Genomic DNA, 26,359 nt, shown 5'->3' with positions numbered 1-26,359 from the left:
ATGGGAGCGCGCCCGCCTTGCGCATCGCCATTGCCTCCGATCATGCCGCCTTCGCGCTTAAGGCCGTCCTTGCCGCGTGGCTCGCCGAACAGGGGCATCAAGTCCTCGATCTTGGCCCCGATAGTGACGCACGCGTCGATTACCCCGATTTCGGCTTCAAGCTGGCCGATGCCGTGGCCGCCGGCGCTGCCGAGCGCGGCGTCGCCTTGTGCGGATCGGGCATCGGGATTTCGATTGCGGTCAACCGTCACCCCGCGCTCCGTTGCGCCCTGGTTTCCGAGCCGCTCTCGGCAGCGCTTGCGCGCGAGCATAACGATGCCAATGTCGTGGCGCTCGGCGCGCGGCTGACCGGGGAGGATATGGCCAAGGCCTGCATCACCGCTTTCCTGACCACCGATTTTGCCGGTGGCCGCCATCAATCACGCGTCGAAAAGCTCGGCGCACCGTCCTTTGCGCCAGTTACGAGTGGGAACCCGGCATGAGCACCAATCCAACAGAGCTTCACGACGTCCAGCCTGACGGCTTCTTTACGCGCGGTCTGGCGGAAGCCGATCCAGCCGTATTCGGCGGGATTGCCCATGAGCTGACGCGTGAGCAGACCCAGATCGAGCTGATCGCGAGCGAAAACATCGTGTCGAAGGCGGTGCTGCAGGCGCAGGGCAGCGTCTTCACCAACAAATATGCCGAAGGCTATCCCGGCAAGCGCTATTATCAGGGCTGCCACCCGTCCGACGAGGTCGAGACGCTGGCGATCGATCGCGCCAAGCAGTTGTTCGGCTGTTCCTATGCCAACGTCCAGCCGCATTCGGGCGCGCAGGCGAACGGCGCTGTGCTGCTGGCGCTGGTCAAGCCGGGCGAGACGATCCTCGGGATGAGCCTCGATGCCGGCGGTCACCTGACACACGGCGCCAAGGCGGCGATGTCGGGCAAGTGGTTCAATGCGGTGCAATATGGCGTCGATCCGGTCACGCATCTGGTCGATTTCGACGAAGTCGCGAAGCTGGCGCGTGAGCATCAGCCGAAACTCATCATCGCGGGCGGTTCGGCCTATCCGCGAACGCTCGATTTCGCCAAGTTCCGGGAAATTGCCGATGAAGTCGGCGCCTATTTCATGGTCGACATGGCGCATTTCGCCGGGCTGGTCGCGGCGGGTCTGCATCCCTCGCCCTTCCCGCACGCGCACATCGCCACCACCACCACGCACAAGACGCTGCGGGGGCCACGCGGCGGCATGATCCTCTCGCAAGACGAGGCGCTGGGCAAGAAGCTCAATTCGGCGGTGTTTCCGGGGCTGCAGGGCGGCCCGCTGATGCACGTGATCGCGGCGAAGGCGGTGGCGTTCGGCGAGGCGCTCCAGCCGGGATATAAGAGCTACATCGCCGCCGTGATCGAGAATGCCAAGGTGCTGGCGGCCACGCTGAAGGAACGTGGTGCCGAAGTCATTTCGGGCGGCACCGACACGCATCTCGCGCTGATCGACCTTACCCCGCTCGGCGTGACCGGCAAGGATGCAGACGAAGCGCTCGAACGCGCCGGGATTACCTGCAACAAGAACGGCATCCCCAACGATCCGTTGCCGCCGACCAAGACCAGCGGCATCCGCGTCGGCAGCCCGGCGGGGACGACGCGCGGCTTCGGCTCAGCCGAATTCCGCGAGATCGGCAACATGGTCGCCGATGTGCTCAATGGCTTGCGCAAGAATGGCGAGCAGGGCGATGCGCAAGTCGAAGCCAACGTCCGCGAGCGTGTGCAGGCCTTGTGCGCGCGCTTCCCCATCTATCCGGAAGGCGTGTGATTTGCGCTGCCCGTTCTGCGGTCATGAAGACAGCCAGGTAAAGGATTCGCGCCCGACCGAGGATGCGGGCGCGATCCGGCGGCGGCGGCAATGCGAGGGGTGCGGCGCGCGCTTCACCACGTTCGAGCGCATCCAGCTTCGCGAGCTGACGGTGGTGAAGAGCGAGGGCGCAGGCGGTGGATTGAAGCGCGAGCCGTTCGACCGCGAGAAACTGCTGCGCTCGGTCTCGATTGCCGCACGCAAACGCCCGATCGAGGCGGCGCAGCTCGAAAAACTGGTGTCGGGCATCCAGCGCCAGCTCGAAACGCTGGGCGAGAACGAAGTGCGTTCTGGGCGGATTGGGGAGATGGTGATGGAGGGGCTGAAGGGCCTTGATTCGGTCGCCTATATCCGCTTCGCCAGCGTCTATAAGGATTTCCGCGAGGCACGCGATTTCGAGGAATTTGCCGGCACCGTGAGCGAGGTCGGCAAGGGGTGACCACGCCTTCCACCATCCCACCCCCCGTGCTCGTTCTCGTCCGCCCACAGCTTGGTGAAAATATCGGCAAGGCCGCGCGCGCCATGCTCAATTTCGGGTTGGTCGAGATGCGCCTGGTTTTGCCACGCGACGGCTGGCCCAACCCCAGCGCAGGCCCCGCCGCGAGCGGTGCCGATGTCGTGCTCGAAGAGGCGCGGGTGTTCGAAACCGTGGCCGAAGCCGTTGCCGATTGCACGCACGTCTATGCCACGACGGTGCGCAAGCGTGGTGTGACCAAGCCGGTGATGACGCCCGAAGCCGCGGCAAGCGCCATCCATGCCGGGCCGGGCCGGGCCGCGATTCTGTTCGGGCCCGAGCGTTCGGGGCTGGAGACCGACGATGTCGCGTTGGCGCGCACGATCATCACCGTGCCGATCAACCCCGAATTCGGTTCGCTCAACCTCGCCCAGGCGGTGATTCTCGTTGCCTATGAATGGTCGAAGGCGGAAGGGCTCGCCAGCCCGCCCGAAGTCGATCTCCCGCCCCCGGCGTCGCAGGAGGAACTCGACGGGATGATCGCGCAACTCGATGCGATGCTGGCCGACTCCGATTTCTTCTTCCCGCCCGAACGTACACCGGTGACGCGGCGAACCTTGCGCACGCTGCTCACCAAGCCCGGCTGGTCCGCGCAGGAAGTCCGCACGATGCGCGGCGTGCTGAGCGCGCTCGCGGGGAAGCGGCCGCGGGGAAGTTGAGGTTGCAAAGTAAGAATATTCTGCTTTGACGGCATCTTGCGGGCTAGTTACACCAACAAATCACCCTATCCGGAGTTCGCTATGCCGTTCCGTTCCGTCTCGATGATCGCCGCAATTGCACTTTTTTCCTCACCAGCGATTGCGCAGACCTCGCCTGACGGCACGCCGGTCGCAGAGGCCAAGCCGGTTAAGCCACCCAAGCCACATAAGATCTGCCGCACGGTGGCAATAGCGGCTAATTCGCGGGTCCATGCGAGCATCTGCAAGACCGCAGAGGAGTGGGAGCGCGATTCCGCAGGTGGCGACGGCCATATCGCAGGCAATCTGGGTCGTTGAGAGAAGGTCAGCGCCGGTCGAACGCGTCGAGCTCATAGGCGATCGACGCTTCGACCAGTTGCTCCCACAGCGTGGCGATCAGCGCTTCAGGAACCCCTGCGGCGCGCGCTTCGGTGCAGGCGTTGGCGATGACTTGTGCCTTGCGCGCTTCGTCGCGCACCGCGCTGCGGGCGGGTTTGATCCGCGCTGCGGCGTCCATATAGGCAAAGCGCCGCGCCAGCAGCGCGATCAACGCGCGGTCGACATGATCGACGCCGGCGCGGACCTCCAGCATGTTGGTGCATTCGGGGCCGGGGAGGATCGCGTCGGTCATGCGCTCCCCCTTGACGAGCGCGGGCGGGCCTGTCCAGCTTGACTCGTGCGACCGGTGCCGCTAACCGCCCGCCTTCGCATTTGGCCCCACACCCCGGTGAAGTGGTGGCCCTGCCCGCATCCCTTACAGGTTCGGATAGAGCGATACCGGGTATCGATCGCCTGTTCGCAGGCGGTCTTGTTACGAAGCATTTGCCAAGGAATATCACATGTCGAAGCGTTCATCCGCAAAGTACAAGCTCGATCGCCGCATGGGCGAGAACATTTGGGGCCGCCCCAAATCGCCCGTCAACAAGCGTGAATATGGCCCCGGCCAGCACGGCCAGCGCCGCAAGGGCAAGGTCAGCGATTTCGGTATTCAGCTCCGCGCCAAGCAGAAGCTCAAGGGCTATTACGGCGATGTGACGGAAAAGCAGTTCCGCGCCTGCTACACCGAAGCCGCGCGCATGAAGGGCGACACCGGCCAGAACCTGATCGGCCTGCTCGAGCAGCGTCTCGACATGATCGTTTATCGCGCCAAGTTCGCGCCGACCGTGTGGGCCGCGCGTCAGCTCGTTTCGCACGGCCACGTTCGCGTCAACGGCGTGAAGTGCAACATTGCGTCGCGTCGCTGCTTCGTCGGTGACGAAATCACGCTGGGTGCCAAGGCCAAGGAAATGGCGCTGGTGCTCGAAGCGCAGCAGCTCGCCGAGCGAGAGATCCCCGATTATGTCGCCCCCGATGGCGCGGCCAAGGTCACCTTTACGCGCGTGCCCACGCTCGACGAAGTGCCCTATCCGGTGAAGATGGAACCGAACCTCGTCGTCGAATTCTATTCGCGCTGATCGTTCGCTCCACGCGAGAACAAGGAAAGGGCGGTCCTGCGGGGCCGCCCTTTTGCGTTGGTGCTTGTCGCGACATGGACAAGTGCGGCGTTGCTTGCCAAAAAGCACCATCTTTTCTGGAGGATCGCGGATGCGTATCGCTATCGCTTTGACGTCGTTGATGGTTGTCGCCGCACCGGTATTTGGCCGGGATGCGCCCGCCGCCGCCCCTGCGGTCAACGTGGAAACGCTGAAGGACGTGACCAAAACGCTTTCCTCCGATGCGTTTGAGGGGCGCAAGCCAACCACGGCGGGTGAGACCAAGGCGACCGACTATATCGTCGAGCGCTTCAAGGCCGCCGGGTTGCAGCCGGGCAATAACGGCCAATGGTTTCAGGATGTCCCGCTGGTCGAACTGACCGCGAAGAACGTAACTCCGCTCAGTTTTGCCGGCGGCAAGGCCCCGGTCAGCCTCGCCTATCGCAGCGATGTCGTGCTCGCCACCTACCGCGTTACGCCGCGGATCGACATCCAGAACAGCCCGGTGGTGTTCGTCGGCTACGGCATCACCGCGCCCGAACGCGGCTGGGATGATTATGCTGGCGTCGATGTGAAGGGCAAAACTGTCGTCATCCTGGTCAACGATCCCGATTGGCAGACGCCGACCAATCAAGGCCTCTTCGAAGGCCGTGCGATGACCTATTATGGCCGCTGGACCTACAAGTACGAGGAAGCGGCACGCCACGGCGCCGCGGCTGCGATCATCGTGCACGAGACCGAGCCTGCGGCTTATGGCTGGGGTGTGGTGCAGTCGAGCTGGACCGGCCCGCAATTGGAACTCGATGAAGCCGGCGACCATGCTGACCAGAGCCAGGCGGTTGGCTGGATGCAATTGGCCAAGGCGCGCGAACTGTTTGCGAGCGCGGGCCAGGATTTCGACGCGTTGAACAAGGCCGCCAAGGTGAAGGGCTTCAAGGCGGTTCCGCTTGGCGTCGCCGCGTCGGTGTCGTTCGACAATACGATCAAACGGCAGGCGTCGAAGAACGTCATCGGCATCCTGCCGGGCACGGCGGCGCCGAACGAATATGTCTATTACACCGCGCATTGGGATCATCTCGGGCATTGCGACGCAGTGAATGGCGATGACATCTGCAACGGCGCGCTCGACAATGCGAGCGGGGTCGCCGGGCTGGTCGCGCTGGCCGAGGCTAATGTGAAGGCGGGCGCGGCGCGGCGGTCGATGGTGTTCCTGTCGGTGACGTGTGAAGAATGCGGCCTGCTGGGATCGCGCTATTACGCGCAGCACCCGATTTACCCGATCGTGCAGACGGTCGGGGGCGTGAATATGGACGGGCTCAATACCGTTGGCCGCGCGAAGGATTTCGTGGTGACGGGTGCGGGCAAGTCCGAGCTGGAAGACCGCATGAAGACGCTGGTCGAGGCGCAGGGCCGTGTGGTCAAGCCCGAACCCAACCCCGAGCGTGGCAGCTATTTCCGCTCGGACCATTTCAGCTTCGCCAAGCTCGGCGTGCCGATGTTCTACGGCGAATCGGGGGAAGATTTGCGCGTCGGCGGGGCGGCGGCGGGCCATGCCGCAACGCTCGATTATATCGAGCATCGCTATCACAAGCCGCAGGACGAATATAATCCGGCGTGGGACTGGTCGGGCGCGGTCGAGGACGTGCAGCTTTATTACGGGCTCGGGCGTTCGCTGGCGGATGGTTCGGATTGGCCGAACTGGTACAAGACCGCCGAATTCCGCTCGATTCGCGACAAGAGCCGCGCCACGGCAGGACAGTAAGCATGACACGACCCTTGCCGCCCGCCGAATGGGCCCCGCACGCAGCCGTCTGGATCGGTTTTCCGAGCCACCCCGAACTGTGGGAGGCCGACCTTGAGCCCGCGCAGGAGGAAGTGGCGGCGTTTGCGCGCGCGGTTCATGCCGGCGGGCGCGGCGAGCGCGTGATTCTCGTCGCCGCGAATGATGCGGCAGCGACAGCGGCGCGGAGCCTGGCGGGGGATATCGCGACCATCGTGGTCGAACCGTTCGGTGACATCTGGCTGCGCGACACCGGGCCGATCGTGCTATCCGATCACAGCGCGCGCGATTTTGCTTTCAACGGCTGGGGCGGCAAATATGATTTGCCGGGCGACGATAGCATCGGTCGGCGTCTGGCCGCGCGCAAGAAGCTGTCGATCGAACGCTGCGATTGGGTGCTGGAAGGCGGCGCGATCGATGGCGATGGCACCGGGCTGGTGGTGACGACCGAGCAATGTTTGCTCAACCCCAATCGCAACCCGTCTTTGTCCAAGGCGCAGATCGAGCAGCGCCTGCGCGAGGATCTGGGGCTGGTCGACGTGCTGTGGCTGGGCGACGGGTTGATGCACGATCATACCGACGGGCATGTCGACAATCTCGCGCGTTTCGTGGCGCCAGGGGTTCTGGCGATTCCGGAAGCGGCGGAGAATGATCCCAATTGGCTGGTCTATCAACGCGCCGCGCAGGCTGCCGCCGCCAAGGAGGGCATTGCGGTGGTCCGCATCCCCTCACCCGGTCGCGTGTTGCGCGATGAGGAGGTTGTGCCCGCCAGCTATATGAACTTCTATATCGGCAATGCTGCGGTGGTGGTGCCGCTTTATGGCGCCCCGCATGATGCAGCGGCGGTGGCGGCGGTACAGGCTTTGTTCCCGGGCCGGACGGCGGTTGGCCTGCGCGCCGACGCGATCCTGACCGGGGGCGGGAGCTTCCACTGCATTTCGCAGCAAGTGCCGGCGTAAGGTTCCCCCGTTCGCCCTGAGCTTGTCGAAGGGCACCTTGCAGCGGGGATCGGCGGCTCTTTTCCGGAAGCAGGCTTCGAAAGGCTCAGCCCGAACGGACGTGGGGCGAGGGGGGGTAGGAAAGCGGTCGCGTTTTTATTGCAGCACGAAAAACGCCAGCGACGCCACCGCCATCACCGCCGTGGCGATCCAGCCGATCGCGATCATCGGCCAGGGTAGCGTCAGGCGGCCCATGATGCGGCGGTTGGTGGCGATCAGCATCATCACCGCCATTAGCGGTGCCGCCAGCACGCCGTTGACGACCGCGCTCCAGTAGAGCGCCTTGATCGGGTCGATCGCGGTGAAATTGAGCGCGACTCCGCCCAGCGTTGCGGCGGCGATGGTGGCGTAAAAGGCGCTGGCTTCGCGGGGTTTGCGGCGCAACCCCGTGGTCCAGCCGAACATTTCCGACACGCCGTACGCCGCCGATCCTGCCAACACTGGCACTGCGAGCATTCCCGTCGCGATGATCCCGGCGGCGAACAGCGCGAAGGTGAACACGCCCGCAATCGGGCGTAGCGCTTCGGCGGCTTGCGACGACGTCTTGATGTCGGTCACGCCGTGCGCGTTGAGCGTGGCGGCGGTGGCGAAGATGATGAAGATCGCGATCAGGTTGGAAAAGCCCATGCCGATCACGGTGTCGTTGCGCACGCGCTTGAGTTCGGGGCCGGCGTCGCGCGGGGTGATGCAGAGCGGCTTGGCGTGGCGGCGGTGCATTTCCTCCACCTCCTGCCCGCTTTGCCAGAAGAACAGATAGGGCGAGATGGTGGTGCCAAGGATCGCCACCAGCGCCATTGCGTGGTCGGCATCCCAGGTCATTTCGGGCAACACGGTGCTGGTCAGTGCGACCGACCACGGCACCTGCGCGGCAAACACCACCGCGACATAAGCGAACAGCGACAGCGTCGCCCATTTCAGGATCGCGGCATAGCGTGGGTAGCTGAGGAAGGTCTCGAGCGCGATGCAGATAAGGCCGAAGCCGATCGTATAAAGCTGCTCGGGCCCGCCAAGCAATAAGCGCAACGCCGCCCCCATCGCGCCAAGATCGGCACCAAGGTTGATGACGTTAGCGATCACCAGCAGCAGCACGACCGCGCGCAGCAAATGCGGGGAATAATGCCGCCGCAGATTCTGCGCGATGCCGCAGCCGGTGACGAGGCCGATGCGCGCCGCAATCTCCTGCGTCACCGCCATCAGCGGATAACTGAACAGCATCGTCCAGGCGAGGCCATAGCCGAATTGCGCGCCGATCTGGCTATAGGTGGCAATGCCGCTCGGATCGTCATCGGCGGCCCCCGTAACGAGGCCGGGGCCAAGTGCGGCCACTATGTTCGCCGGGCGCGCATCATCGGGGCGGTCGTGGGACGGATTTGGCATGGCAGAGGGCTAACAGGTCGCGGGCACCGAAGCGAGGATAGCGGAGCGTTTGACCAGTGGCACCAAGCGGCGCACCGCCCTATATGGCGCGGCATGACCGAAATCACCGTCGCCGCGCTGCAACTCGCTTTCTCGTCCGATCAGGACGCCAACCTCGCTCATGTCTCCGAACTCGTACGCGAGGCGGCGGGCAAGGGCGCGCAGGTGATCCTGCCGCCCGAACTGTTCGAGGGTGAATATTTCTGCCGGGTCGAGGATGAAGGGCTGTTCGCGCAGGCCAGGCCGGTGGGCGAGCACAAAGCGGTGCTGGCAATGCAGGCGCTTGCGCGCGAACTGGGCGTGACGATCCCGACCAGCTTCTTTGAGGCCGATGGCCCGCATCATTACAATTCGCTGGCGATGGTCGGGCCCGATGGCGTGGTGCAGGGCGTGTATCGCAAGAGCCATATTCCCGATGGACCGGGTTATGAGGAAAAATTCTATTTCCGACCCGGCAATACCGGCTTCAAGGTGTGGCCGGGGCCGGATGCGACGACGCTTGGCGTCGGCATCTGTTGGGACCAATGGTATCCCGAAACCGCGCGCGCGCTGATGCTGATGGGGTCGCACGTGCTGTTCTTCCCAACCGCGATCGGCAGTGAACCGCACGATACCTCGCTCGACACTGCGCGACTGTGGCGGCGGGCGATGGTTGGACATGCAGTGTCGAACGTGGTGCCCGTTGTTGCCGCCAACCGCATCGGGGTGGAGCACGGACAGACCTTTTACGGCACCAGCTTCATCACCGACGAGCGCGGGGACATCCTGGCCGAACTGGGTCGCGAGGAAACAGGGGTGATCGTCGCCACGCTCGACCTCGACCGCATCAAGCGCCACCGCGCCGCCTTCGGCTTCTTCCGCGACCGGCGGCCCGAATTGTACGGGCGGCTGGTGCAGGATATCTGAGGGAACAGCACGCCCGTTATCGGGCGGTGTCGCTCCGGTTTGCTGCACAGCCTTTTGCGTCAGGACTCGCGTCATGGAAATCGAAGTCAGCGCCGAAGCCAAGGACAAGCGGCTCAATCGTTGGGTGGCGATGACTGTCGTGGTCCTGTCGGTGTTCATGGGGCTGGGCAATATCAAGGACGGCAACATCGTCCAGAACATGGCGCAGGCCAAAGCCGATTCGGTCGATCACTGGGCGCAGTATCAGGCGACCAAAACCAAGATCCACATCAACGAAACCGCGCGCGCCGAGTTGGTCGTGCTCGCCACCACGCCCGCCGCGCGGGCGGCGGCTGACGGTGCAATCGCCGGGCTCGACCGTGATATCGCCAAATATCGCGCCGAGGTGCCGGTGCTGGCCAAACAGGCGCAGGGCTTTGCCGATCGTTACGACGCGCTCAACGTCCATGACGACCAGTTCGACGCGAGCGAGGCGCTGATCGCCACCGCCATTTCGATGGCGGCGGTGGCGGCGCTGGCCGAGAGTTTCTGGCTGCTCGTCGCGGGTTGGGTGTTCGGCAGCTTCGGCCTGTTCATGGGGGTGTGCGGCTTTGCCGGCTGGGCATTCCACCCCGATGTGTTGAGCAACGTCCTCGGCTGAAGCGCTTCAGCGGCGCGGCGTGCCCACTTCGGCGCGCACCACCAGCGGTTTCTGGCAGCCATCGACCGTGCGCAGCACCGCCGCGATTTGCTGCGCGGGTGCCTCTTGCCCAAGCGGGTGAATGCTGACGGTGGGCGGGGCGCTACCAACCAATAGCGCGTCGTGGTGCTGACAGATCGGTTTGACGGCGACAGGACGGGCGGCGGGCGCTGCCGCGATCATCGCCGGGGCCAGTAACATCAAAGGAACAATCCGCATTGGAAGCCTCCGTTCAGGACACCCAATGATAACCGTAAAGCGCCGCTATTGCGAGTCACGTAATATCAGCGCTCGTGCGAACACTGCTTCGAACATCTCGGTCGTCAACCGTCCTGTACTCTGGTTGTAGCTCGAACAGGGATAGCTATCGATCAGGATACGGCCATCGGGCATCCGGTGTTCGGCGAGATGGCCGAAGCGGCATTTGGGCAGCTTGCCGCCGAGCATCTTGACCGCCGATTGATGCGCGGTCTGGCCCAGCGCCACGAAGATGCGCGCGTGCGGGAGTGCCGCCGCCTGACCCTCCAGGAAGGGGCGGCAGGTGCGGATTTCCTCGGGCGTCGGCTTGTTCTCGGGCGGCAGGCATTTGACCGCGTCGAGGATCATCGCGCCGTCGAGCGCCAGCGTATCGTCGGGCTTTCCTTCATACTCGCCGGTGGCGAGGCCGAATTTGGCGAGCGTGCCGAACAGCAAGGGCGCCGAACGATCCCCCGTGAACGGGCGGCCGGTGCGGTTTGCGCCATATTGCGCGGGGGCAAGGCCAATGATGCCGAGCCAGGCGGCGGGATCGCCAAAGGCTGTGACCGGGCCGTTCCACCAATCGGGATGCGCGGCTTGCAGGTTTTCGCGTAAGGCGACGAGGCGGGGGCACCGCGGGCAATCGCGCGGGGGTTCGGTTTCGGGGATCGGGCTGGGTGCGAAGTTCATCAAGGTGCGATAGGCGTGTTTCGGTGCAAAGCTCAACCTATGCCATCGCCATCGGCTCCAACCGGCGTGGCCGCCACGGCGGCCCGGTCGCCGAAGTGCGCGCGGCGATTGCGGCGCTGGAAGGCGTCGTCGCGCAATCACCGATCGTGACGAGCGATCCGATTGGCCCCTCGATTCGGCGCTTCGCCAATGCGGTGGCGCTGGTGGAGAGCGCCCTTTCCCCGCCCGCGATGCTCGCGCGTCTGAAAGCGATCGAGCGCGCGTTCGGGCGGCGGCGTGGCGCGCGCTGGGGGGCACGCGTGATCGACCTCGACATCGTGCTGTGGTCGCAAGGGGCGTGGTGTACAACGGGGCTGACCGTGCCGCACATCGCCTTTCGCGAACGCGGCTTCGTGCTTGATCCGCTGCGCGTGATTGCCCCCGATTGGCGCGATTCGGTGACGGGTTTGACAGTGCGCCAGTTGCACGCGCGCTTGCACAAGCGTGCGCCCCTGGGTTGACCGCGCCCGAACGCGCTCCTAACGCAAGCGCCGAGTGGGCCCGTAGCTCAGTTGGTAGAGCAACGGACTTTTAATCTGTAGGTCTCGGGTTCGAGTCCCGACGGGCCCACCATTCCCCCCAAGGGCACCGCGCATGACGATGACCCAGGCGATGGTCGATGTAACGGCGCTGGGCGGCGGCACGGTGTTGCTGCTGGCGGTGGTGCTGGCCGGCGGGTTCCTCGCGGTGCAGCGGCGCTGGCTGAATCTGGTGCTGGTATTGGTGGGGACGACCGGCGGAACGCTGGTGGTGACGCTGCTCAAGGGGCTGGTCGCGCGCGTGCGGCCGCCGCTCGACGAACGGCTGGTTGCCGTGTCCTCGGCGAGTTTTCCGAGCGGCCACGCGGCCAATAGCGCGATCGTCTATCTAACGCTGGCGCTGCTCCTGGTGCAGACGGTGCGCGGGCACGCAGCGCGGATCTATATTCTCGCGGCGACGGTGGCGCTGGTGGTGCTGATCGGAGTCAGCCGCCTCTATTTGCACGTGCATTGGCCAAGCGATGTGGTCGGCGGCTGGGTGTTCGGCACTATGTGGGCGCTTGGCTGGTGGGCGCTCGGGCGCAGGCTAGGGGCGGACACGCGCGAGTAGCCGTTCGGCTGCGTGCAAATGCGGTGCGTCGATCATCGACCCTTCGAGCGATAGCGCGCCCGCGCCGGGATTGGCGGCAAAGGCGGCGACAATCGCGCGCGCGCGCGCGATTTCCGCGGGCGAGGGGGTGAAGGCGGCGTTGATGACCGGGATTTGGGTCGGATGGATCGCCATCATGCCGCTGAACCCGTCGCGCCGCCCGCGCGCGGCATAAGCGGCAAGGCCGTCGAGATCGCGGAAATCGGGATAGACGGTTTCGATCGCGTCCACGCCCGCTGCGTGCGCGCCGAACAAGGTGAGCGAACGCGCCAGTTGATAGGGTGCGGTGTAGCTGCCATCGGCTTCGCGCGCCTGCGTTGCGCCAATCGCGGCGGGCAGATCCTCCGCGCCCCAGGTCAACCCCGCCAGCCGTTGAGTGATCCCGCCATAACTGCCAAGGCCGAAGATCGCCGCCGGGGTTTCGGTCGCGATGGCAAGAATCCGGATGTCGCCCGTGAGCTTCGCGTCGAGCGCTGCGAGCGAAGGCCCGCCCTCGGCCTTGGGCAACACGATCCCGTCGGGCGCGCCGGGCAAAATCGCGCACAGATCATCGTCGATCATCCCACTGCCGAGCGGATTGACGCGGACATAGAGCGGCATCGTGCGCGGTTGGGCGAGGAAGGCCGCGATCGCCGCGCGCGCGGCGGGCTTTGCAGCAGGGGCGACGGCATCCTCCAGGTCGAGGATCAGCGCGTCGGCCCCCAGGCCAAGTGCTTTTTTCATCCGATCGGGGCGATCACCGGGGACGAACAATAACGAACGCAGGGTCATTCATCGCTCCGCAATCTTGTAGGGGCCACGGGCTAGCACAGCCGAATCGTTTCCGGGAGACGACGAAACGGCCTTGATATAGTATTACATTACATCTATTGCGACGCACCATAGTCCGATGAAAGGCCGTCCCCCGCATGTTTCGAGCCACCCTGCTGTCCAGCGCCGCCCTGATCTTCCTCGCCCCCGTCGCCGCTTATGCCGATGATACCCCGGTGTCGGCGGTAAGCGCGGACGAGCAGGGCAAGGCGGCGGACAAAAGCGCGGGTGGGCCGGACATTGTCGTAACCGGGCGGCTGGACGCCGCGCGCGCCTCGATTCAGCCAAGCCTCGGCGCCACGACCTATACCATCACCAGCGAGACGATCGCCGCGTTGCCAGGCGGGGACAATCAGCAGCTCAACCAGATCCTGCTGCAATTGCCGGGTGTGGTGCAGGATGGCGGCGGCCAGTTCCATGTCCGCGACGACCATAACAACCTGCAATATCGCATCAACGGCACGATCCTGCCCGAAGGCGTCGCCGTGTTCGGGCAGACGCTGAGCCCGCGCCTGGTTGAGCGGTTCGATCTGCGCACGGGCGCGCTCCCCGCGCAATATGGCCTGCGCACGGCGGGTATTATCGACATCACCACCAAGAACGGCTTTAAAAATGGCGGCGAAGTGTCGCTTTATGGCGGCACCAACGACACGATCCAGCCGAGCTTCAATTATGGCGGTTCGACGGGCAGCACCAATTATTTCGTCACCGGCAGTTACAAGCATAGCAATATCGGGATCGAGTCGGTCGATGGCAGCCGCACCCCGCTGCATGACGATACCGACCAATATCAGGGCTTTGTCTATGTCGACCACACGCTGAACGAGAATAATCGCGTGTCCTTCACGGGTGGCTATTCCGACCAGAGCTTCCAGATTCCCAATCCCCGCGGTCTGACGCCCGGTAATGGCTATACCGTCGGCGGCGTCACCGATTTCCTGAGCGACACTCTCAACGAGCGGCAGCGCGAGCGCACCGCTTTTGGCCTTGCCAGCCTGTTGCACGATGCCGGACCCGTCACGTTCCAAGCGTCGCTGTTCGCGCGTTATTCCAGCTTGCGCTACACGCCCGATACGCTCGGCGAATTGCTGTTCAACGGCATCGCGCAAAGGGCGTTCAAGCAGGATTTTACCTTTGGCGGCCAGGTCGAGGGTGTGTACCGCGCGGGCGACTCCCACACGCTGCGCGGCGGCGTGATTATCTCGCGCGATCGCAGCAACAGCCAGACGTCGAGCCAGGTGTTCCCGGGCACCTATGATTCCAGCGGGGCGTTCACCCAGACCGGCCAGCCGATCACCGTCATCGACAATAGTGCCAAGACCGAGTTGACCTACAGCGTCTATTTGCAGGACGAATGGCAGGTTGCCGACCCGTTGATCGTCAATTTCGGTGGCCGCTTCGACCATTATGACGGGTTCCGTTCGGAATCGCAGTTCTCGCCGCGGATCAATGCGGTGCTGACCCCGTCCAAGGGGCTGACCTTCCATGCGGGATATGCGCGTTATTTTTCACCCGCGCCCTTTTCCAACGTCGCCACCACCAGCGTCCTGAAATTCCGCGGCACCAGCGCGCAGGCGCCGGGCGATGACGGCGTCAACCCGCCGCTCGCCACCGTGCCCTTTGCCGAGCGGCAGGACTATTTCGATATCGGTGCCGAACAGAAGATCGGGCGGTTCACGCTTGGGATCGATGCGTACCACCGGCGCTCGAAAAATCTGGTCGACGAAGGTCAATTCGGTGCGCCGATCATCCTGACACCGTTCAATTATGCCCGCGGGCGGATCGACGGGATCGAAGGTAACATTTCGTATCAGCATGGCCCGTTGCAGGCTTATGCCAATTTCTCTTATGCCAAGGCCCAAGGGTTCTCGGTCGCGTCGGGCCAGTTCAATTTTTCACCCGATGACCTGGCCTATATTGCGAAGAACTACATCTATCTCGACCACGACCAGACCTATACCGGCTCGGCAGGCGTGTCGTACCGGTTCGATCAGGGCTTGCTGCGCGACAGCCGCTTCGGTGCCAGCATGATTTACGGCTCGGGCCTGCGCAAGGATGGCGACGTGCCTAATGGCGGCAAGCTGACACCCTATACGGTGTTCAACCTGACCGCGAGCCATGAGTTCAAGGGGCCGGGGATTTCGATCCGTGCCGACATCATCAACGTGGCCGACCGCGTCTATGAAATCCGCGATGGTTCGGGCGTCGGCGTTGGTGCCCCACAATTCGGCGCGCGGCGCGGCTTCCTGTTCGGGATCAGCAAGACGATTTGAGCAGGATCCTCCCCTCCCTTCCAGGGAGGGGAGCGGGCTATTCGCGCTCGCTCAGTTTGCGCTCCCACGCCAGCGCGTCGCGCACGATCAGGTCGAGGTCGGCGCGCTTGGGCGTCCAGTCGAGCGTCGCCAGGATCGCGCGATTGTCGGCGACCAGTTCGCCCGCATCGCCCGCGCGGCGACCTTCGATGACGCGGTCGAGTTTGCGGTTGGTCACCCGGTCGACCGCGTCGAGCACCTGCAGCACCGAGAAGCCCTTGCCATAACCGGCGTTGAGCGTGTGGCTCTTGCCCGGTTCGGCGATCAGCAGATCGAGCGCCGCGACATGCGCGGCGGCCAGATCGCTGACATGGATGTAATCGCGCACCCCCGTGCCATCGGGCGTGGCATAATCGGTGCCATAGACGCCGACCGTCTCGCGCTTGCCCAAAGCCGCCTCGACCGCGATCTTGATGAGGTGCGTCGCACCGACGGTCGATTGCCCGGCGCGTTGCTGCGGATCGGCCCCGGCGACGTTGAAATAGCGCAAGGCAGCATAGTTGATCGGATGGGCGGCGGCGACGTCGCGCAGCATCGCCTCGGTCATCAGCTTGGAGGTGCCATAGGGGTTGATCGGCACGGTCGGGTCCGTTTCGGCCACCGGCACCTTGGCGGGTGTGCCATAGGTTGCGGCGGTCGATGAAAAGATGAAGTGCTTCACGCCTGCGACCACCGCGCTTTCAATCAGCGCGCGGCTGGCGACGGTGTTGTTGCGATAATATTTGAGCGGATTGCTGACCGATTCGGGCACGATGATCGATCCGGCAAAGTGCATCACCGCCTGCACGCCGTGGTCGCGCATCGTCGCGCGGACGCGCGCGTCATCCTCGATCTCGCCACGTACCAGCGTTGCGCGCGGGTCGACCAGCCAGTCGAAGCCGGTGCTGAGATTGTCATACACCACCACGCGGTGCCCGGCATCGAGCAGCGCCAGTACCGCATGGCTGCCGATATAGCCCGCACCGCCCGTTACCAACACCGATCCGTCCAGCATGATACCCTCGCTCTTTATGTCAGGGGCCCGCGTCCCTATCTTGCAGCCCTAAACGAGGAGCAAATGATGGCAAGCGAAGTCGCGACAATTGCGGGTGGATGTTTCTGGTGCACCGAGGCGGTGTTCAAGGACGTGATCGGCGTCGAGCGCGTCGAGAGCGGCTATATCGGCGGCAGCGTGCCCAATCCGACCTACAAGCAGGTGTGCGGTGGCGATACCGGCCATGCCGAGGCGATTCGCGTGATTTTCGATCGCGATCAGGTGTCCTATGGCGACATTCTCGACATGTTCTTTGCAACGCACGATCCGACGCAGCTCAACCGCCAGGGCAATGATGTCGGCACGCAATATCGCTCGGCGATCTTCCCGGCGGATGACGCGCAGCGCGCCGAAGCCGAGGCGGCCAAGGCGCGGGCGACGGCGGACTGGCCCGCCCCGGTCGTCACCACGATCGAGCCGATGAGCGAATGGTATCCAGCCGAAGAGTATCACCAGCAATATTGGGAAGGCGAAGGCCAGCGGAACCCTTATTGTCTCGCGGTGATCCCGCCCAAGCTGGCCAAGCTGCGCAAAAGCTTTGCCGCGCGGTCGAAGGCGGCGGTGAGCGCGTAAGCCTTTCGCTCTGCGATCCCCCCTCCGCGCGAACAGAAGGTTTGTTCGCGCGGAGGACGCGGAGGGATCAGGTGTCGCGGTGCGCCGCGCGCCGCAGCCGGTCGTTGATGGCGGCACCGATGCCGTCCTGTGGGATTGGCGCAATCGCGATGGTCGTGCTCGGTGAGGCGTCGGCCCGGTGGAGCGCGTCGAACAGCTTGGCGGCGGCTTCGGTCAGGTTGGCGGTGGGCGACAGGTTGGTGTCGCCCGCGATTGCCCCGAAGCCGATCAGATAGTCTCCTTGCGTCGCTTCGGTGGCGTTGAGGCGGAGCGCTTTTCGCGGCGCATAATGACTGGCGAGCTGGCCGGGGGCGGTTATCGCCACGCCCGCCCCGTCTTCCTTCCCCGGTGAAGGCCGGGGCCCAGAAGAGCGGACGGCAGTGGCCGGCGCAGCGATCGACAATGCACCGCCCACGACTGGGCTCCGGCCTTCGCCGGGCAAGGAAGACGGGGTTGGGGGAGTGCCAAGAACCTCCGTCAGCGCATCCGCCGTGATCGGCCCCGGGCGCAAAATCTCCCGCCCCAGCGCGATCGTCGATTCGAGCCCCGCTTCGGTCGCGCCGTCATCCACCACCAGGGCAACGCGTCCGCCAAGGCTGGCGACGACATGCTCGGCGCGCGTCGGGCTGATCGCGCCGCTGGCATTGGCCGAGGGCGCGGCGAGCGGCTTGGCCGTGGCGGCCAGCAGCGCGCGCATCGCGCGGTGGGCGGGCACGCGCAGCGCGATCGTCGGCAGGCCCGCCGTCACCAGACCAGCAATCCCGGCATCGGCGCGGAGCGGCAGCACCAGCGTCAGCGGCCCCGGCCAGAACGCGCGCGCCAGCGCCAGCGCAGTCTCATCGAAGGTGGCGATCGCCTGCGCGGCGGCCAGATCGAGCACATGCACGATCAGTGGGTTGAAGCTCGGACGCCCCTTCGCTTCATAAATGCGCGCGACCGCGTGCGAATCGGTGGCGTCGGCGGCAAGGCCGTAAACCGTCTCGGTCGGGATCGCGACCGGCTGGCCCCGAGCGATCAGCGCGTCGGCGGCGGCGATGGCAGCCGCGCCGTAGGGTAAGGTCTGCGTCTCGCAAGGCGGGTTTGGCGTGGTCATTATCGCGGGCTATAGCCGGGCAAAGCCCGTTGCATAAGAGGATGCCCAATGTTCACCCCCGCCACCGCCGATCAGCGCTTCGTGCTCGATCATGTCGTCGGCATTGCCGATCTTGCCGCCACCGACCGTTTCGCTGCCGCGAGCGATGACGTGGTCGATGCCGTGCTCGAAGGCGTTGGGCAGTTCGCGGCGGGCGAATGGGCGCCATTGCTGCGCGCGGGCGACACCGTTGGCGCGAAATGGACGCCCGAGGGCGTGGTGATGCCCGCGGGCTTCGTGAAGGCCTATCACGATTATGTCGAGGGTGGCTGGGGCACGATCGGCGTGGCCGAGGACTTTGGCGGGCAGGGCCTGCCCTTTGCGATCCAGACCGCGGTGCTCGATACGCTGGGCAGCGCGAATATGGGCTTTGCGCTCGCCCCCACGCTGACGGTCGGCGCGATCGAGGCGCTGGCGCATCATGGCAGCCCCGAACAGCAAGCACTCTACCTGCCGCACCTCGCCACCGGCGCATGGACCGGCACGATGAACCTGACCGAGCCGCAGGCGGGTTCCGATGTCGGCGCGTTGCGCACCCAGGCCAAGCCGCTCGGCGACGGCAAATGGAGCATCAAGGGCACCAAGATCTACATCTCGTTTGGTGACCATGACATGGCCCCCAATATCGTCCACCTCGTGCTCGCGCGCACGCCGGACGCGCCGACTGGGACCAAGGGGATTTCCTTGTTCCTGGTGCCCAAATACCGGCTGAATGCCGATGGCACACCGGGTGCTTTCAACGATGTTCGCGTCGTCTCGATCGAGCATAAGATGGGGCTGCACGCCTCGCCCACCTGCGTGCTGAGCTTTGGCGATAATGACGATTGCATCGGCGAGCTGATCGGCGGCGAGTTTGGTGGCATCCGCGCGATGTTCACGATGATGAACAATGCCCGGCTCAATGTCGGTTTGCAGGGCGTGCAAGTGGCGGAGGCCGCGACGCAGGCGGCAGTCGGCTATGCGCTGGAGCGCGTGCAATCGCCGCGCGCCGGATCGGGCAGCGCCGAGCCGGTCAAGATCGTCGAGCATCCCGATGTGCGCCGCATGTTGCTCAGGATGAAGGCGCAGACCCAGGCGGCGCGCGCGCTGGTTTATTACGCCGCCAGCCAAGTCGACCGCGCCACGCTGGGCGAGGCAGGCGGGCAGGAGCGGCTCGATATCCTCACCCCGCTTGCCAAGGCGCATGGCACCGATATCGGCAATGAAGTCGCCAGCCTTGGCGTTCAGGTGCATGGCGGCATGGGGTATATCGAGGAGACGGGCGCGGCGCAGTTCTTCCGCGATGCGCGCATCACCCCGATTTATGAAGGCACCAACGGCATCCAGGCGGCGGATCTGGTTGGGCGCAAGCTCGGGCTCGACAATGGCGGGGTGTTCGCCCGGCTGATCGCCGACATGCGCGCCGAGGCGGAGGACGCCGTGCTGCGCACGCTAATCGACACTTGCGACGAGATCGGGCGCGGCATGGCGGGTCTGTCTGCCGACGACAAGCTCGCCGCCAGCTACCCGTTCCTGACGATGCTGTCGGTCGCGGTGTGCGGCTGGCTGATGGAGCGGTCGGGCCGCATCGCCGCCACCGCCGAGGGCGACCGCGCGTTCCTCAGCATGAAGGTCGCCGCAGCGCGCTTCTATGTTGCGCAGATCGTGCCCGAGGCGTTGGGGCTCAAGGCGGCGGCAACCGCCACGGCGGACGTGCTCTATTCGGTAACGGCGGAGGCTTTCGCCGCATGAGCGAGGCCGCCTTCGATCTCGACGTCTATCTCGCCCGCATCCGCCTGCCCGCTCGCCCGACCGTCGATTCCGATGGCTTGGCGGCGCTGCAACGCGCGCACCGGCTGGCGATCCCGTTCGAGAATCTCGACGTTTTGCTCGAGCGCGGGATTGCGATCGACAGTGAGGGCGTGTTCGCCAAATTGGTGACGGCGGGGCGCGGCGGTTATTGTTTCGAGCATAACCGGCTGTTCCTCGATGCGCTGGCCGCCCTGGGGTTTGTGGCGACGCCGCTGCTGGCGCGCGTCTGGCTTGGCGCGCGCGAGGTGCCGCCGCTGACGCACACCTTCAGCCTCGTCACGCTGGGCGACGAAATGTGGATCGCCGATGCCGGATTCGGGGGCGGCTATACCCCACCCATGCCGCTGGTCGCAGGCATCGAAGTGACCGCGCCCGATGGGGCGAGGTTCCGGCTCGATCAGGGCGGCCCGCACGGCTGGATGCTGCTGCGCGACGGGGACCCCGCCACCACCGACGGGCGGGGCACGGGGGCGGGCTTCCAGCCGCAATATAGCTTCACGACCAGCCCGGTGGCGGAGGCCGATCTCGCGCTCAGCAACCATTGGACGTCGACCGCGCCCGGCAGCCGCTTTCGGCAGATGGCGGTGGTCAGCATAGTGCTGCCCAACGGCCTCGCCTCGCTGACCGACGCGCATTACCGCCGCCGCGCCGGGGGCGAGGAGACGCAGGCGACAATCACCGATCCCCGCGTGTATCGCCTGCGCCTCAGCATGATGTTCGGCATCACGCTCAGCGCGGAGGAAGTCGCCGGGTTGGGAGTGGTGGAAGCGTAGCGGACGAGGCGGTGGCCCTGTTTCCGTTCGGGCTGAGCTTGTCGAAGCCTTGCGCGCGACGTGCGGTTGGGGTGCCTGGCTGAATGGTGCCCTTCGACAGGCTCAGCGCGAACGGAGCGGATGTTTAGGCCTTAACCGGTGCGGGCGCCTCAGGCCCTTTCGCGTTCCAGCAAATCCGCCACATTCAGCCCGAGCAAGTCGATATGCGCCGCAATGCGCGGCCAGCTCGTTTTCAGGAAATGCTCGCGCTCGGCCGCGCGCAGTTTCTCGGCGGCACCGGGCAACACGAACATACCGACGCCGCGTCGCACCTCGACATAACCGTCGTCCTGGAAACTCTGATACGCCTTGGCCACCGTCAGCGGGTTGGCACCATGTTCGGCGGCAAGCGCACGCACCGAGGGAAGCTGGTCGCCCGCACGAAAATCCCCACGCAGGATCGCCGCAGAGATGGTGCCGCGCAGCTTGATATAGACCGGGCTGTCTTCGCTGTTCAACGCTGTCATGCTACCCTAATACAGCAAGCACGGTTTTTGTCCAGTGCTTCAACCATCCCACTTTGTGATGATCGTGCCGGGATCGGGGCGCTGGCGTTCTTCCAGGGCGCGCGCGGGCGTGCCGAGGAAGAAGAATCCGGCGATGCGTTCCGGCTCCGCGCCGAAGGCATCGCGTACCGTGTCCGAATAGCTCGGCCAACCGGTCAGCCAGCCGCCGGCAAACCCGAGCGCATGGGTCGCGTGCAGCAGGTTCATGCCGACCGCGCCCGCCGACAGTTCCTGCTCCCACAGCGGAATGTGGCTGGCGGTGCGTGGTGAGAACAGCAGGACGACGAGCGTGGGCGCCTGCTGCGCGAACTGTTCAAGCGCGGCGATTTCGGTCGCGGCGGCCTGCGGGCGCTCGACGCGATAGGCATCGGTGATGACCCTGGCGAGCGCGTCGCGCTGCGCTGCGCCGACGATCACGAAGCGCCACGGTGTGATTTTGCCGTGGTCGGGCGTGCGCGCGGCGATGGCGAGGATCTGGTCGAGCTGTGCGGCATCGGGCCCGGGCGCAACCAAATCGCGCGGGCGCCCCGAGCGGCGGGTGGCGAGGAGCGAGAGCGGGGTGGTGCGGTCGTTGAGCATGGCGCTCCTGTAGCGATGACGCAGGGATATTTACACACCCGCGATTGGCGTTAGTCTCCGCAGTAACCAACGGTGTCGGCTGTACAGGCACCACGTCATTTCAGGGAGCTTCTTACATGGTGGACACCCCGACCGCGGACACCGCGCGCGAGCCGGATATTACGCATGTCAATCCGGCGGCGGGTGCGATGTGGTTCGGGCATCCGCGCCAACTCGCCCGGTTGTTCACCACCGAAATGTGGGAACGCTTTGGCTATTACGGTATGCGCGCCTTGCTCACGCTGTACCTCACCAAGCATTTCGTGTTTGGCGATCGCGCGGCGACCGGTCTCTATGGCGGCTTTACTGCGCTGGTCTATCTGACGCCGCTGGTCGGCGGCTATCTCGCCGATCAATATCTCGGCTCCAAGCGGTCGGTTAAGTTCGGCGCGATCATGATGGCGGTCGGCTATTTCACCTTGTGCTTCGGTGGGCAGACCGCGGTGCCGTTCGCGACGATCGACGGCCAGCGTTATGACGTGCAGGTCGAGGCCAAGGGTAGCACCGAACTGCGCTACATCATCGACCACGGCAAAAGGTTGCAAGTGAAGGGCAATGATGACGGCACCGTCTCCTTGCTCGCACCCGATGGCAGCACCGCGCGGACGATCGCCAAGGACGGCTTCAAATCGGATGCCGAGCGCAGCCCGTTGTTCGTGACGATCATGCTGCTCGCGCTCAGCCTGATTTCGGTCGGCAACGGCTTCTTCAAACCCAATATCTCAACGATGGTCGGTGAGCTTTACCAACAGGGTGACCGTCGCCGTGATTCGGGTTTCACCATTTTCTATATGGGAATCAATCTCGGGTCGCTTGGGTCGCAGATCCTGTGTCCGATTCTTGCCGACACCTTCGGTTGGTGGGCGGGCTTTGGTCTGGCCGCGATCGGCATGTTGATTTCCTACACCTTGATCCAGTTCGATGGTGGCAAGCTCAACGGCTATGGCGAGGCCCCGGTGCGTAGCGGACCCGATCGCGCGCTGCCCATCTATATCGGTGCGCTGGTCGCGGTGCCGGTCCTGTATTTCCTGTTTACCAATTTGATGAATGCTGCCCCGCCAGTGCCGGGCTCGGGCTTTATCGGCTATCTCGCGTCGCTGTCGCTCATGGGTAAATTGCTGTTCGGTACTTTCCTTATTTCGATCCCGGGCATTTTGATCTGGTCGTTCGTGGTGGGTGATCGCCGTGAATTTCAGATGATGTTGGCGGCGATGGTGCTGATCGTGTTCAACGTTGTGTTCTGGACGCTGTTTGAACAGGCGGGCTCGTCCCTAACGCTGTTTGCCGATCGTAATACCGATTTGCGGCTGTTCGGCGATTTCGCGATTTCGGCACCCCAGACGCAATTCTTCAACGCGTTCTTCATTGTCACGCTCGCCCCGGTGATGAGCATTTTGTGGACGGCGCTTGCCAAACGCGGGCTGGAGCCGTCGATCCCGGTCAAGTTTGGCATTGCGCTGATCGGGGTCGGCGCGGGCTTTCTGTTCCTGGTGCTGGGCGCGGGGTTTGCCGGACCTAATTTCCAGGTTGGCGTGTGGTGGCTGGCGGGACTCTATTTGATCCACTCGGTCGCTGAATTGTGCATCTCGCCTGTGGGGCTGTCGATGATTACCAAATTATCGATCGCGCGGATCGTCGGGCTGATGATGGGCGTGTGGTTCCTGTCGATTTCCTGCGCACAATATGTCGCAGGCGTCGTCGCGCAATTTGCCAGCGTCGATACCGTTGGCGGCGAAGTGACCAACCTGAAGGTCAGCCTCGACACCTATACCGGCACCTTCACCACCATCGCCGAAGTTGCGATGGCGTTGGGCGTTCTTCTGCTACTGTTGTCCTGGCCGCTCAAGAAGTGGATGCACGGCGTCAAATAGGGGGACTCGCGATGGATGGCACGGAGATGGTGGCCGCTGCGGCAGCGGCGTTTGTCGGAACGCATTTCCTGCTGTCGCATCCGCTGCGCGCGCCGCTCGTCAAGGCGGTCGGCGCAAACGGGTTCATGGGGCTCTACACGCTGGTTGCCTTTGCCACGCTCGGCTGGCTGGCCCATGCCTATCGCGTCGCCCCCGCAACCGTACCGTTATGGGCGGTGGGCGAGGGGATTTGGGGCCCGGTTACGCTGGTGATGTTGCTGGCCAGCATCCTGTTCATGGGATCGCTGCTCGGCAACCCGGCAACACCGGGGCCGCCCGCTGCGTCCGCGCCGGCTGCGGCGCGTGGTGTCTTCAGCATCACGCGGCACCCGATGTTTTGGGCGGTCGCCCTGTGGGGGCTGTGCCACATCGCGGTCTATCCCATCACCGCCAATATCGTCGTGGCGGTCGCGTTGATCGTGCTCGCGCTGGTCGGCGCGGCGCTGCAGGACCGCAAGAAGGAAGCGCTTCAGCCCGAGCTGTGGCGCGATTGGGAGGGCAAGACGAGCTATTGGCCGTTCCTCGCCATCGCACAGCGCCGCGCGCGCTTCGGCGGCTTCCGCCCGCATGATCTGGCGGGCGGTGTGGTGATCTGGCTTGCCGCAACCTGGGCGCACCTTCCCATCGCCGGGGTCGCGGCGGGGCTGTGGCGTTGGGTGTACGGTTAGGGTGAGGCCTGCCCCGCGCTAACGCTGTTCGGATGCCTCGGGCGGCAACGGTGCCTCCACCGGGTTTTTCTGTCGATAACGACGCGCGAGCAGTGCCGCGCCAAGGAGGAATCCCCCCGGCACCAGCACCACTGCCGCCGCCAACCCAATCCGGTTCCAGTTCGTTTCTTTGCGTTCCATCCGGAACGCTTAGACGATCACGTGAGATCCGCCGTTACAAAATCGGCACAGCGCTCCCCGATCATGATCGACGGCGCATTGGTGTTGCCCGAAATGAGCTTGGGCATGACCGAGGCATCAGCCACGTACAGCCCTTCCACGCCGCGCACGCGGAGCCGCGGATCGCACACCGCCGCTTCGTCTGATCCCATGCGCGCGGTGCCGACCGGGTGATACACCGTGTCGGCACGCGCGCGGATCAGGCGCTCCAACGCGTCATCGTCGCTCAAATCGATCGGGTAACGGTCACGCCCCTTATGGTTGCTGAGCGGGGCGGTCTCTAGAATGCGGTACATCGCCCGCACGCCGCGCTTCATCACCTCCATGTCGCGGGAATCGCTGAAGAAGGCGGGGTCGATCAGCGGGGCGGCGCGCGCATCGACCGAGGCCAGGCGCACCGTACCGTGGCTTTCGGGCCGGAGCACGCAGACATGGCAGGAAAAACCATGTCCGGGCACCTTGGTGCGGCCATGATCCTCGAGTGCGGCGATCACGAAATGCAGTTGCACGTCGGGGGCGGGGGCATCGGGCGACACGGTCAAAAAAGCACCGGCTTCGGCAAAGGGCGTCGTCATCGTGCCCTGGCGTTTGCGCAGCCATTGGAAGAACGCGCCGCCCATCGCCAGCGTGCCCTTCAGCGACGAGCCGACAAAGTCCTTCCCCGGCGTCTCGAACGCCGCGACATAATCGATATGGTCCTGCAAATTGGACCCGACCGCAGGCCGGTCGACCCGCACCGCAATGCCCTTTTCGCGCAAATGCGCGCCAGGGCCGATGCCCGACAGCATCAGCAACTGCGCCGTGCCGAACACGCCGCCGGCCAGAATAACGCCGCGCCGCGCGCGGATCACCTTCGATTCGCCATCCTGCAAATAGGCGACACCCCACACCCGCCCTTCGTCGAACAGCACACGTTCGGCGGTGACGCCGGTCAGGATATGCAGATCGGGATTGGCCGGGCGATCCCCCAGATAGGCGCGCGCCGAGGTCCAGCGCTCGCCATTCTTCTGCGTCACTTGATACAGGCCGATGCCGTCCTGCCGTTCGCCATTGAAATCCATGTTGCGCGGGATTTGCAGGCTCGCCCCCGCCTCGATGAAATCAAGGCTGCCGGGATTGGCGAATTTCTGGTCACTCACCCATAAGGGCCCGTCGCCGCCATGATAGGCATCGCCGCGCCGCACATTGTGTTCGCCGCGTTTGAACCAGGGCAGCACCTCGTCATACGACCAGCCCGGACACCCCATCGCCGCCCAATTGTCATAGTCCCAGCGATTGCCGCGAATATAGATCATCGCGTTGATCGCGCTCGACCCGCCCAACCCCTTGCCGCGCGGCTGATAGCCACGCCTGCCGTTCAACCCGGCCTGCGGAACGGTTTCATAGCTCCAATTGGTCTTCTCGGTCTGGAACGCCAGGAACGCCGGAATGCGCGTGCGCAAGCCGGTGTTGCGTCCGCCCGCTTCGAGCAGGGCGACCGAAAACTTTCCGCCTTCGCTCAGCCGCCCGGCCGCCGCCGCTCCGCCAGATCCGCCCCCGACGACGACGATGTCGGCTTCTTCCATT

Annotated in this window: 29 protein-coding genes and 1 tRNA gene; 19 read left to right on the top strand and 11 right to left on the bottom strand. The window is 64.7% G+C overall.

Annotated elements, in window-relative coordinates:
* The first annotated feature begins 17 nt into the window (after window positions 1-17).
* The 5 genes from rpiB to WC704_RS12850 all read left to right on the top strand — a co-directional run bounded on the left by rpiB (window position 18) and on the right by WC704_RS12850 (window position 3,343).
* On the top strand, window positions 18-482 hold the full coding sequence (gene rpiB, locus WC704_RS12870) for a ribose 5-phosphate isomerase B (RefSeq protein ID WP_372890497.1): 465 nt from the start codon (window positions 18-20) through the stop codon (window positions 480-482).
* Window positions 479-1,795, top strand: a complete 1,317-nt coding sequence (gene glyA / locus WC704_RS12865) for a serine hydroxymethyltransferase (protein WP_372890495.1) — start codon at window positions 479-481, stop codon at window positions 1,793-1,795. Before rpiB ends, glyA begins: the two co-directional genes overlap by 4 nt.
* Before the next feature lies 1 nt (window position 1,796).
* Window positions 1,797-2,273 (top strand): transcriptional regulator NrdR, encoded by a 477-nt coding sequence (gene nrdR, locus WC704_RS12860; protein WP_372890493.1) that lies wholly within the window; start codon window positions 1,797-1,799, stop codon window positions 2,271-2,273.
* Window positions 2,270-3,007 (top strand): RNA methyltransferase, encoded by a 738-nt coding sequence (locus WC704_RS12855; protein ID WP_372890491.1) that lies wholly within the window; start codon window positions 2,270-2,272, stop codon window positions 3,005-3,007. The genes nrdR and WC704_RS12855 overlap by 4 nt, the downstream gene beginning before the upstream one ends.
* An 81-nt stretch (window positions 3,008-3,088) precedes the next feature.
* Entirely contained in the window at window positions 3,089-3,343 is a 255-nt protein-coding gene (locus WC704_RS12850; RefSeq protein ID WP_372890489.1) for a hypothetical protein, read from the top strand.
* Between the two features lie 7 nt (window positions 3,344-3,350).
* Here WC704_RS12850 and WC704_RS12845 read toward each other — a convergent pair whose 3' ends face one another.
* Window positions 3,351-3,656, bottom strand: a complete 306-nt coding sequence (locus WC704_RS12845) for a chorismate mutase (protein WP_372890487.1) — start codon at window positions 3,654-3,656, stop codon at window positions 3,351-3,353.
* 208 nt (window positions 3,657-3,864) lie between these two features.
* Between WC704_RS12845 and rpsD the strand changes: the two genes are divergently transcribed.
* The 3 genes from rpsD to WC704_RS12830 all read left to right on the top strand — a co-directional run bounded on the left by rpsD (window position 3,865) and on the right by WC704_RS12830 (window position 7,236).
* On the top strand, window positions 3,865-4,479 hold the full coding sequence (gene rpsD / locus WC704_RS12840) for a 30S ribosomal protein S4 (RefSeq protein WP_372890485.1): 615 nt from the start codon (window positions 3,865-3,867) through the stop codon (window positions 4,477-4,479).
* A 160-nt stretch (window positions 4,480-4,639) separates the two neighbouring features.
* On the top strand, window positions 4,640-6,259 hold the full coding sequence (locus WC704_RS12835) for a M28 family metallopeptidase (protein ID WP_372890753.1): 1,620 nt from the start codon (window positions 4,640-4,642) through the stop codon (window positions 6,257-6,259).
* A 2-nt stretch (window positions 6,260-6,261) separates the two neighbouring features.
* Complete coding sequence (locus tag WC704_RS12830) at window positions 6,262-7,236, top strand: agmatine deiminase family protein (protein WP_372890483.1); 975 nt, start codon at window positions 6,262-6,264, stop codon at window positions 7,234-7,236.
* Window positions 7,237-7,371: 135 nt separating this feature from the next.
* Here WC704_RS12830 and WC704_RS12825 read toward each other — a convergent pair whose 3' ends face one another.
* Entirely contained in the window at window positions 7,372-8,652 is a 1,281-nt protein-coding gene (locus WC704_RS12825) for an NRAMP family divalent metal transporter (protein ID WP_372890481.1), read from the bottom strand.
* 93 nt (window positions 8,653-8,745) lie between these two features.
* On the opposite strand from WC704_RS12825, the gene aguB reads away from it, so the two are divergent.
* Both aguB and WC704_RS12815 read left to right on the top strand, forming a co-directional pair.
* Window positions 8,746-9,597, top strand: coding sequence for an N-carbamoylputrescine amidase (aguB, locus tag WC704_RS12820; protein WP_372890479.1), 852 nt, complete (start codon window positions 8,746-8,748; stop codon window positions 9,595-9,597).
* A 73-nt stretch (window positions 9,598-9,670) separates the two neighbouring features.
* A complete protein-coding gene (locus WC704_RS12815) occupies window positions 9,671-10,237 on the top strand; it encodes a DUF4337 domain-containing protein (RefSeq protein ID WP_372890477.1) in 567 nt (188 codons plus the stop codon).
* Between the two features lie 6 nt (window positions 10,238-10,243).
* Here WC704_RS12815 and WC704_RS12810 read toward each other — a convergent pair whose 3' ends face one another.
* Together WC704_RS12810 and WC704_RS12805 are read right to left on the bottom strand one after the other, a co-directional pair.
* Complete coding sequence (locus WC704_RS12810) at window positions 10,244-10,495, bottom strand: hypothetical protein (RefSeq protein WP_372890475.1); 252 nt, start codon at window positions 10,493-10,495, stop codon at window positions 10,244-10,246.
* Window positions 10,496-10,540: 45 nt separating this feature from the next.
* Window positions 10,541-11,203: a uracil-DNA glycosylase gene (locus tag WC704_RS12805; RefSeq protein WP_372890473.1), complete on the bottom strand. Its 663-nt coding sequence runs from the start codon at window positions 11,201-11,203 to the stop codon at window positions 10,541-10,543.
* Between the two features lie 23 nt (window positions 11,204-11,226).
* Between WC704_RS12805 and folK the strand changes: the two genes are divergently transcribed.
* The 3 genes from folK to WC704_RS12790 all read left to right on the top strand — a co-directional run bounded on the left by folK (window position 11,227) and on the right by WC704_RS12790 (window position 12,331).
* Complete coding sequence (gene folK, locus WC704_RS12800; RefSeq protein ID WP_372890471.1) at window positions 11,227-11,703, top strand: 2-amino-4-hydroxy-6-hydroxymethyldihydropteridine diphosphokinase; 477 nt, start codon at window positions 11,227-11,229, stop codon at window positions 11,701-11,703.
* Window positions 11,704-11,739: 36 nt separating this feature from the next.
* Window positions 11,740-11,815: transfer RNA gene (locus WC704_RS12795), tRNA-Lys, on the top strand.
* 21 nt (window positions 11,816-11,836) lie between these two features.
* Complete coding sequence (locus WC704_RS12790; RefSeq protein WP_372890468.1) at window positions 11,837-12,331, top strand: phosphatase PAP2 family protein; 495 nt, start codon at window positions 11,837-11,839, stop codon at window positions 12,329-12,331.
* Here the strand turns inward: WC704_RS12790 and WC704_RS12785 are convergent.
* Window positions 12,308-13,141, bottom strand: a complete 834-nt coding sequence (locus WC704_RS12785) for a CoA ester lyase (protein WP_372890466.1) — start codon at window positions 13,139-13,141, stop codon at window positions 12,308-12,310. The genes WC704_RS12790 and WC704_RS12785 overlap by 24 nt on opposite strands.
* A gap of 137 nt (window positions 13,142-13,278) precedes the next feature.
* On the opposite strand from WC704_RS12785, the gene WC704_RS12780 reads away from it, so the two are divergent.
* The gene (locus tag WC704_RS12780) at window positions 13,279-15,453 is read left to right on the top strand and encodes a TonB-dependent receptor (protein ID WP_372890464.1); all 2,175 of its coding nucleotides are present in this window, start codon (window positions 13,279-13,281) and stop codon (window positions 15,451-15,453) included.
* 37 nt (window positions 15,454-15,490) lie between these two features.
* Here the strand turns inward: WC704_RS12780 and galE are convergent, their stop codons facing one another.
* Window positions 15,491-16,486: a UDP-glucose 4-epimerase GalE gene (gene galE / locus WC704_RS12775; RefSeq protein ID WP_372890462.1), complete on the bottom strand. Its 996-nt coding sequence runs from the start codon at window positions 16,484-16,486 to the stop codon at window positions 15,491-15,493.
* A gap of 66 nt (window positions 16,487-16,552) precedes the next feature.
* Here galE and msrA point away from each other — a divergent pair, with 66 nt between their 5' ends.
* Window positions 16,553-17,098, top strand: a complete 546-nt coding sequence (gene msrA, locus WC704_RS12770; RefSeq protein WP_372890460.1) for a peptide-methionine (S)-S-oxide reductase MsrA — start codon at window positions 16,553-16,555, stop codon at window positions 17,096-17,098.
* 67 nt (window positions 17,099-17,165) lie between these two features.
* Here the strand turns inward: msrA and WC704_RS12765 are convergent, their stop codons facing one another.
* Window positions 17,166-18,230 (bottom strand): L-threonylcarbamoyladenylate synthase, encoded by a 1,065-nt coding sequence (locus WC704_RS12765; protein ID WP_372890459.1) that lies wholly within the window; start codon window positions 18,228-18,230, stop codon window positions 17,166-17,168.
* A 48-nt stretch (window positions 18,231-18,278) separates the two neighbouring features.
* Between WC704_RS12765 and WC704_RS12760 the strand changes: the two genes are divergently transcribed.
* Together WC704_RS12760 and WC704_RS12755 are read left to right on the top strand one after the other, a co-directional pair.
* A complete protein-coding gene (locus tag WC704_RS12760) occupies window positions 18,279-20,000 on the top strand; it encodes an acyl-CoA dehydrogenase (RefSeq protein ID WP_372890457.1) in 1,722 nt (573 codons plus the stop codon).
* On the top strand, window positions 19,997-20,833 hold the full coding sequence (locus WC704_RS12755) for an arylamine N-acetyltransferase (protein ID WP_372890455.1): 837 nt from the start codon (window positions 19,997-19,999) through the stop codon (window positions 20,831-20,833). Before WC704_RS12760 ends, WC704_RS12755 begins: the two co-directional genes overlap by 4 nt.
* Window positions 20,834-20,982: 149 nt before the next feature.
* On the opposite strand, the gene WC704_RS12750 is transcribed toward WC704_RS12755, so the two are convergent.
* A complete protein-coding gene (locus tag WC704_RS12750) occupies window positions 20,983-21,339 on the bottom strand; it encodes a GntR family transcriptional regulator (RefSeq protein ID WP_372890453.1) in 357 nt (118 codons plus the stop codon).
* A gap of 39 nt (window positions 21,340-21,378) precedes the next feature.
* On the bottom strand, window positions 21,379-21,957 hold the full coding sequence (locus tag WC704_RS12745) for a nitroreductase (RefSeq protein ID WP_372890451.1): 579 nt from the start codon (window positions 21,955-21,957) through the stop codon (window positions 21,379-21,381).
* A gap of 116 nt (window positions 21,958-22,073) precedes the next feature.
* On the opposite strand from WC704_RS12745, the gene WC704_RS12740 reads away from it, so the two are divergent.
* Together WC704_RS12740 and WC704_RS12735 are read left to right on the top strand one after the other, a co-directional pair.
* Window positions 22,074-23,867 (top strand): peptide MFS transporter, encoded by a 1,794-nt coding sequence (locus WC704_RS12740; protein WP_372890449.1) that lies wholly within the window; start codon window positions 22,074-22,076, stop codon window positions 23,865-23,867.
* Window positions 23,868-23,878: 11 nt separating this feature from the next.
* Entirely contained in the window at window positions 23,879-24,574 is a 696-nt protein-coding gene (locus WC704_RS12735; protein ID WP_372890447.1) for an NnrU family protein, read from the top strand.
* A gap of 18 nt (window positions 24,575-24,592) precedes the next feature.
* On the opposite strand, the gene WC704_RS12730 is transcribed toward WC704_RS12735, so the two are convergent.
* Together WC704_RS12730 and WC704_RS12725 are read right to left on the bottom strand one after the other, a co-directional pair.
* Window positions 24,593-24,754: a hypothetical protein gene (locus tag WC704_RS12730; protein WP_372890445.1), complete on the bottom strand. Its 162-nt coding sequence runs from the start codon at window positions 24,752-24,754 to the stop codon at window positions 24,593-24,595.
* A 17-nt stretch (window positions 24,755-24,771) separates the two neighbouring features.
* On the bottom strand, window positions 24,772-26,358 hold the full coding sequence (locus WC704_RS12725; RefSeq protein ID WP_372890443.1) for a GMC family oxidoreductase: 1,587 nt from the start codon (window positions 26,356-26,358) through the stop codon (window positions 24,772-24,774).
* Window position 26,359 lies beyond the last annotated feature (1 nt).

It is taken from the genome of Sphingomonas sp., from assembly GCF_041661885.1.
In the GTDB taxonomy this organism is placed as follows: Bacteria; Pseudomonadota; Alphaproteobacteria; order Sphingomonadales; family Sphingomonadaceae; genus Sphingomonas.
The sequence above is the reverse complement of the archived record's forward strand: the minus strand, read 5'-3'. Positions and strand labels throughout refer to the sequence as shown.

Bases quoted from the DNA above. Each gene is read 5' to 3' on its own strand.
- WC704_RS12760 (WP_372890457.1), top strand. From the start codon at position 18,279: ATGTTCACCCCCGCCACCGCCGATCAGCGCTTCGTGCTCGATCATGTC.
- WC704_RS12815 (WP_372890477.1), top strand. From the start codon at position 9,671: ATGGAAATCGAAGTCAGCGCCGAAGCCAAGGACAAGCGGCTCAATCGT.
- WC704_RS12745 (WP_372890451.1), bottom strand. From the start codon at position 21,957: ATGCTCAACGACCGCACCACCCCGCTCTCGCTCCTCGCCACCCGCCGC.
- WC704_RS12830 (WP_372890483.1), top strand. From the start codon at position 6,262: ATGACACGACCCTTGCCGCCCGCCGAATGGGCCCCGCACGCAGCCGTC.
- aguB (WP_372890479.1), top strand. From the start codon at position 8,746: ATGACCGAAATCACCGTCGCCGCGCTGCAACTCGCTTTCTCGTCCGAT.
- WC704_RS12835 (WP_372890753.1), top strand. From the start codon at position 4,640: ATGGTTGTCGCCGCACCGGTATTTGGCCGGGATGCGCCCGCCGCCGCC.
- WC704_RS12805 (WP_372890473.1), bottom strand. From the start codon at position 11,203: ATGAACTTCGCACCCAGCCCGATCCCCGAAACCGAACCCCCGCGCGAT.
- WC704_RS12780 (WP_372890464.1), top strand. From the start codon at position 13,279: ATGTTTCGAGCCACCCTGCTGTCCAGCGCCGCCCTGATCTTCCTCGCC.
- rpsD (WP_372890485.1), top strand. From the start codon at position 3,865: ATGTCGAAGCGTTCATCCGCAAAGTACAAGCTCGATCGCCGCATGGGC.
- WC704_RS12810 (WP_372890475.1), bottom strand. From the start codon at position 10,495: ATGCGGATTGTTCCTTTGATGTTACTGGCCCCGGCGATGATCGCGGCA.
- galE (WP_372890462.1), bottom strand. From the start codon at position 16,486: ATGCTGGACGGATCGGTGTTGGTAACGGGCGGTGCGGGCTATATCGGC.
- WC704_RS12755 (WP_372890455.1), top strand. From the start codon at position 19,997: ATGAGCGAGGCCGCCTTCGATCTCGACGTCTATCTCGCCCGCATCCGC.
- WC704_RS12845 (WP_372890487.1), bottom strand. From the start codon at position 3,656: ATGACCGACGCGATCCTCCCCGGCCCCGAATGCACCAACATGCTGGAG.
- WC704_RS12740 (WP_372890449.1), top strand. From the start codon at position 22,074: ATGGTGGACACCCCGACCGCGGACACCGCGCGCGAGCCGGATATTACG.
- WC704_RS12750 (WP_372890453.1), bottom strand. From the start codon at position 21,339: ATGACAGCGTTGAACAGCGAAGACAGCCCGGTCTATATCAAGCTGCGC.
- WC704_RS12765 (WP_372890459.1), bottom strand. From the start codon at position 18,230: ATGACCACGCCAAACCCGCCTTGCGAGACGCAGACCTTACCCTACGGC.
- WC704_RS12850 (WP_372890489.1), top strand. From the start codon at position 3,089: ATGCCGTTCCGTTCCGTCTCGATGATCGCCGCAATTGCACTTTTTTCC.
- msrA (WP_372890460.1), top strand. From the start codon at position 16,553: ATGGCAAGCGAAGTCGCGACAATTGCGGGTGGATGTTTCTGGTGCACC.
- WC704_RS12785 (WP_372890466.1), bottom strand. From the start codon at position 13,141: ATGACCCTGCGTTCGTTATTGTTCGTCCCCGGTGATCGCCCCGATCGG.
- WC704_RS12825 (WP_372890481.1), bottom strand. From the start codon at position 8,652: ATGCCAAATCCGTCCCACGACCGCCCCGATGATGCGCGCCCGGCGAAC.
- WC704_RS12735 (WP_372890447.1), top strand. From the start codon at position 23,879: ATGGATGGCACGGAGATGGTGGCCGCTGCGGCAGCGGCGTTTGTCGGA.
- WC704_RS12730 (WP_372890445.1), bottom strand. From the start codon at position 24,754: ATGGAACGCAAAGAAACGAACTGGAACCGGATTGGGTTGGCGGCGGCA.
- glyA (WP_372890495.1), top strand. From the start codon at position 479: ATGAGCACCAATCCAACAGAGCTTCACGACGTCCAGCCTGACGGCTTC.
- WC704_RS12790 (WP_372890468.1), top strand. From the start codon at position 11,837: ATGACGATGACCCAGGCGATGGTCGATGTAACGGCGCTGGGCGGCGGC.
- WC704_RS12725 (WP_372890443.1), bottom strand. From the start codon at position 26,358: ATGGAAGAAGCCGACATCGTCGTCGTCGGGGGCGGATCTGGCGGAGCG.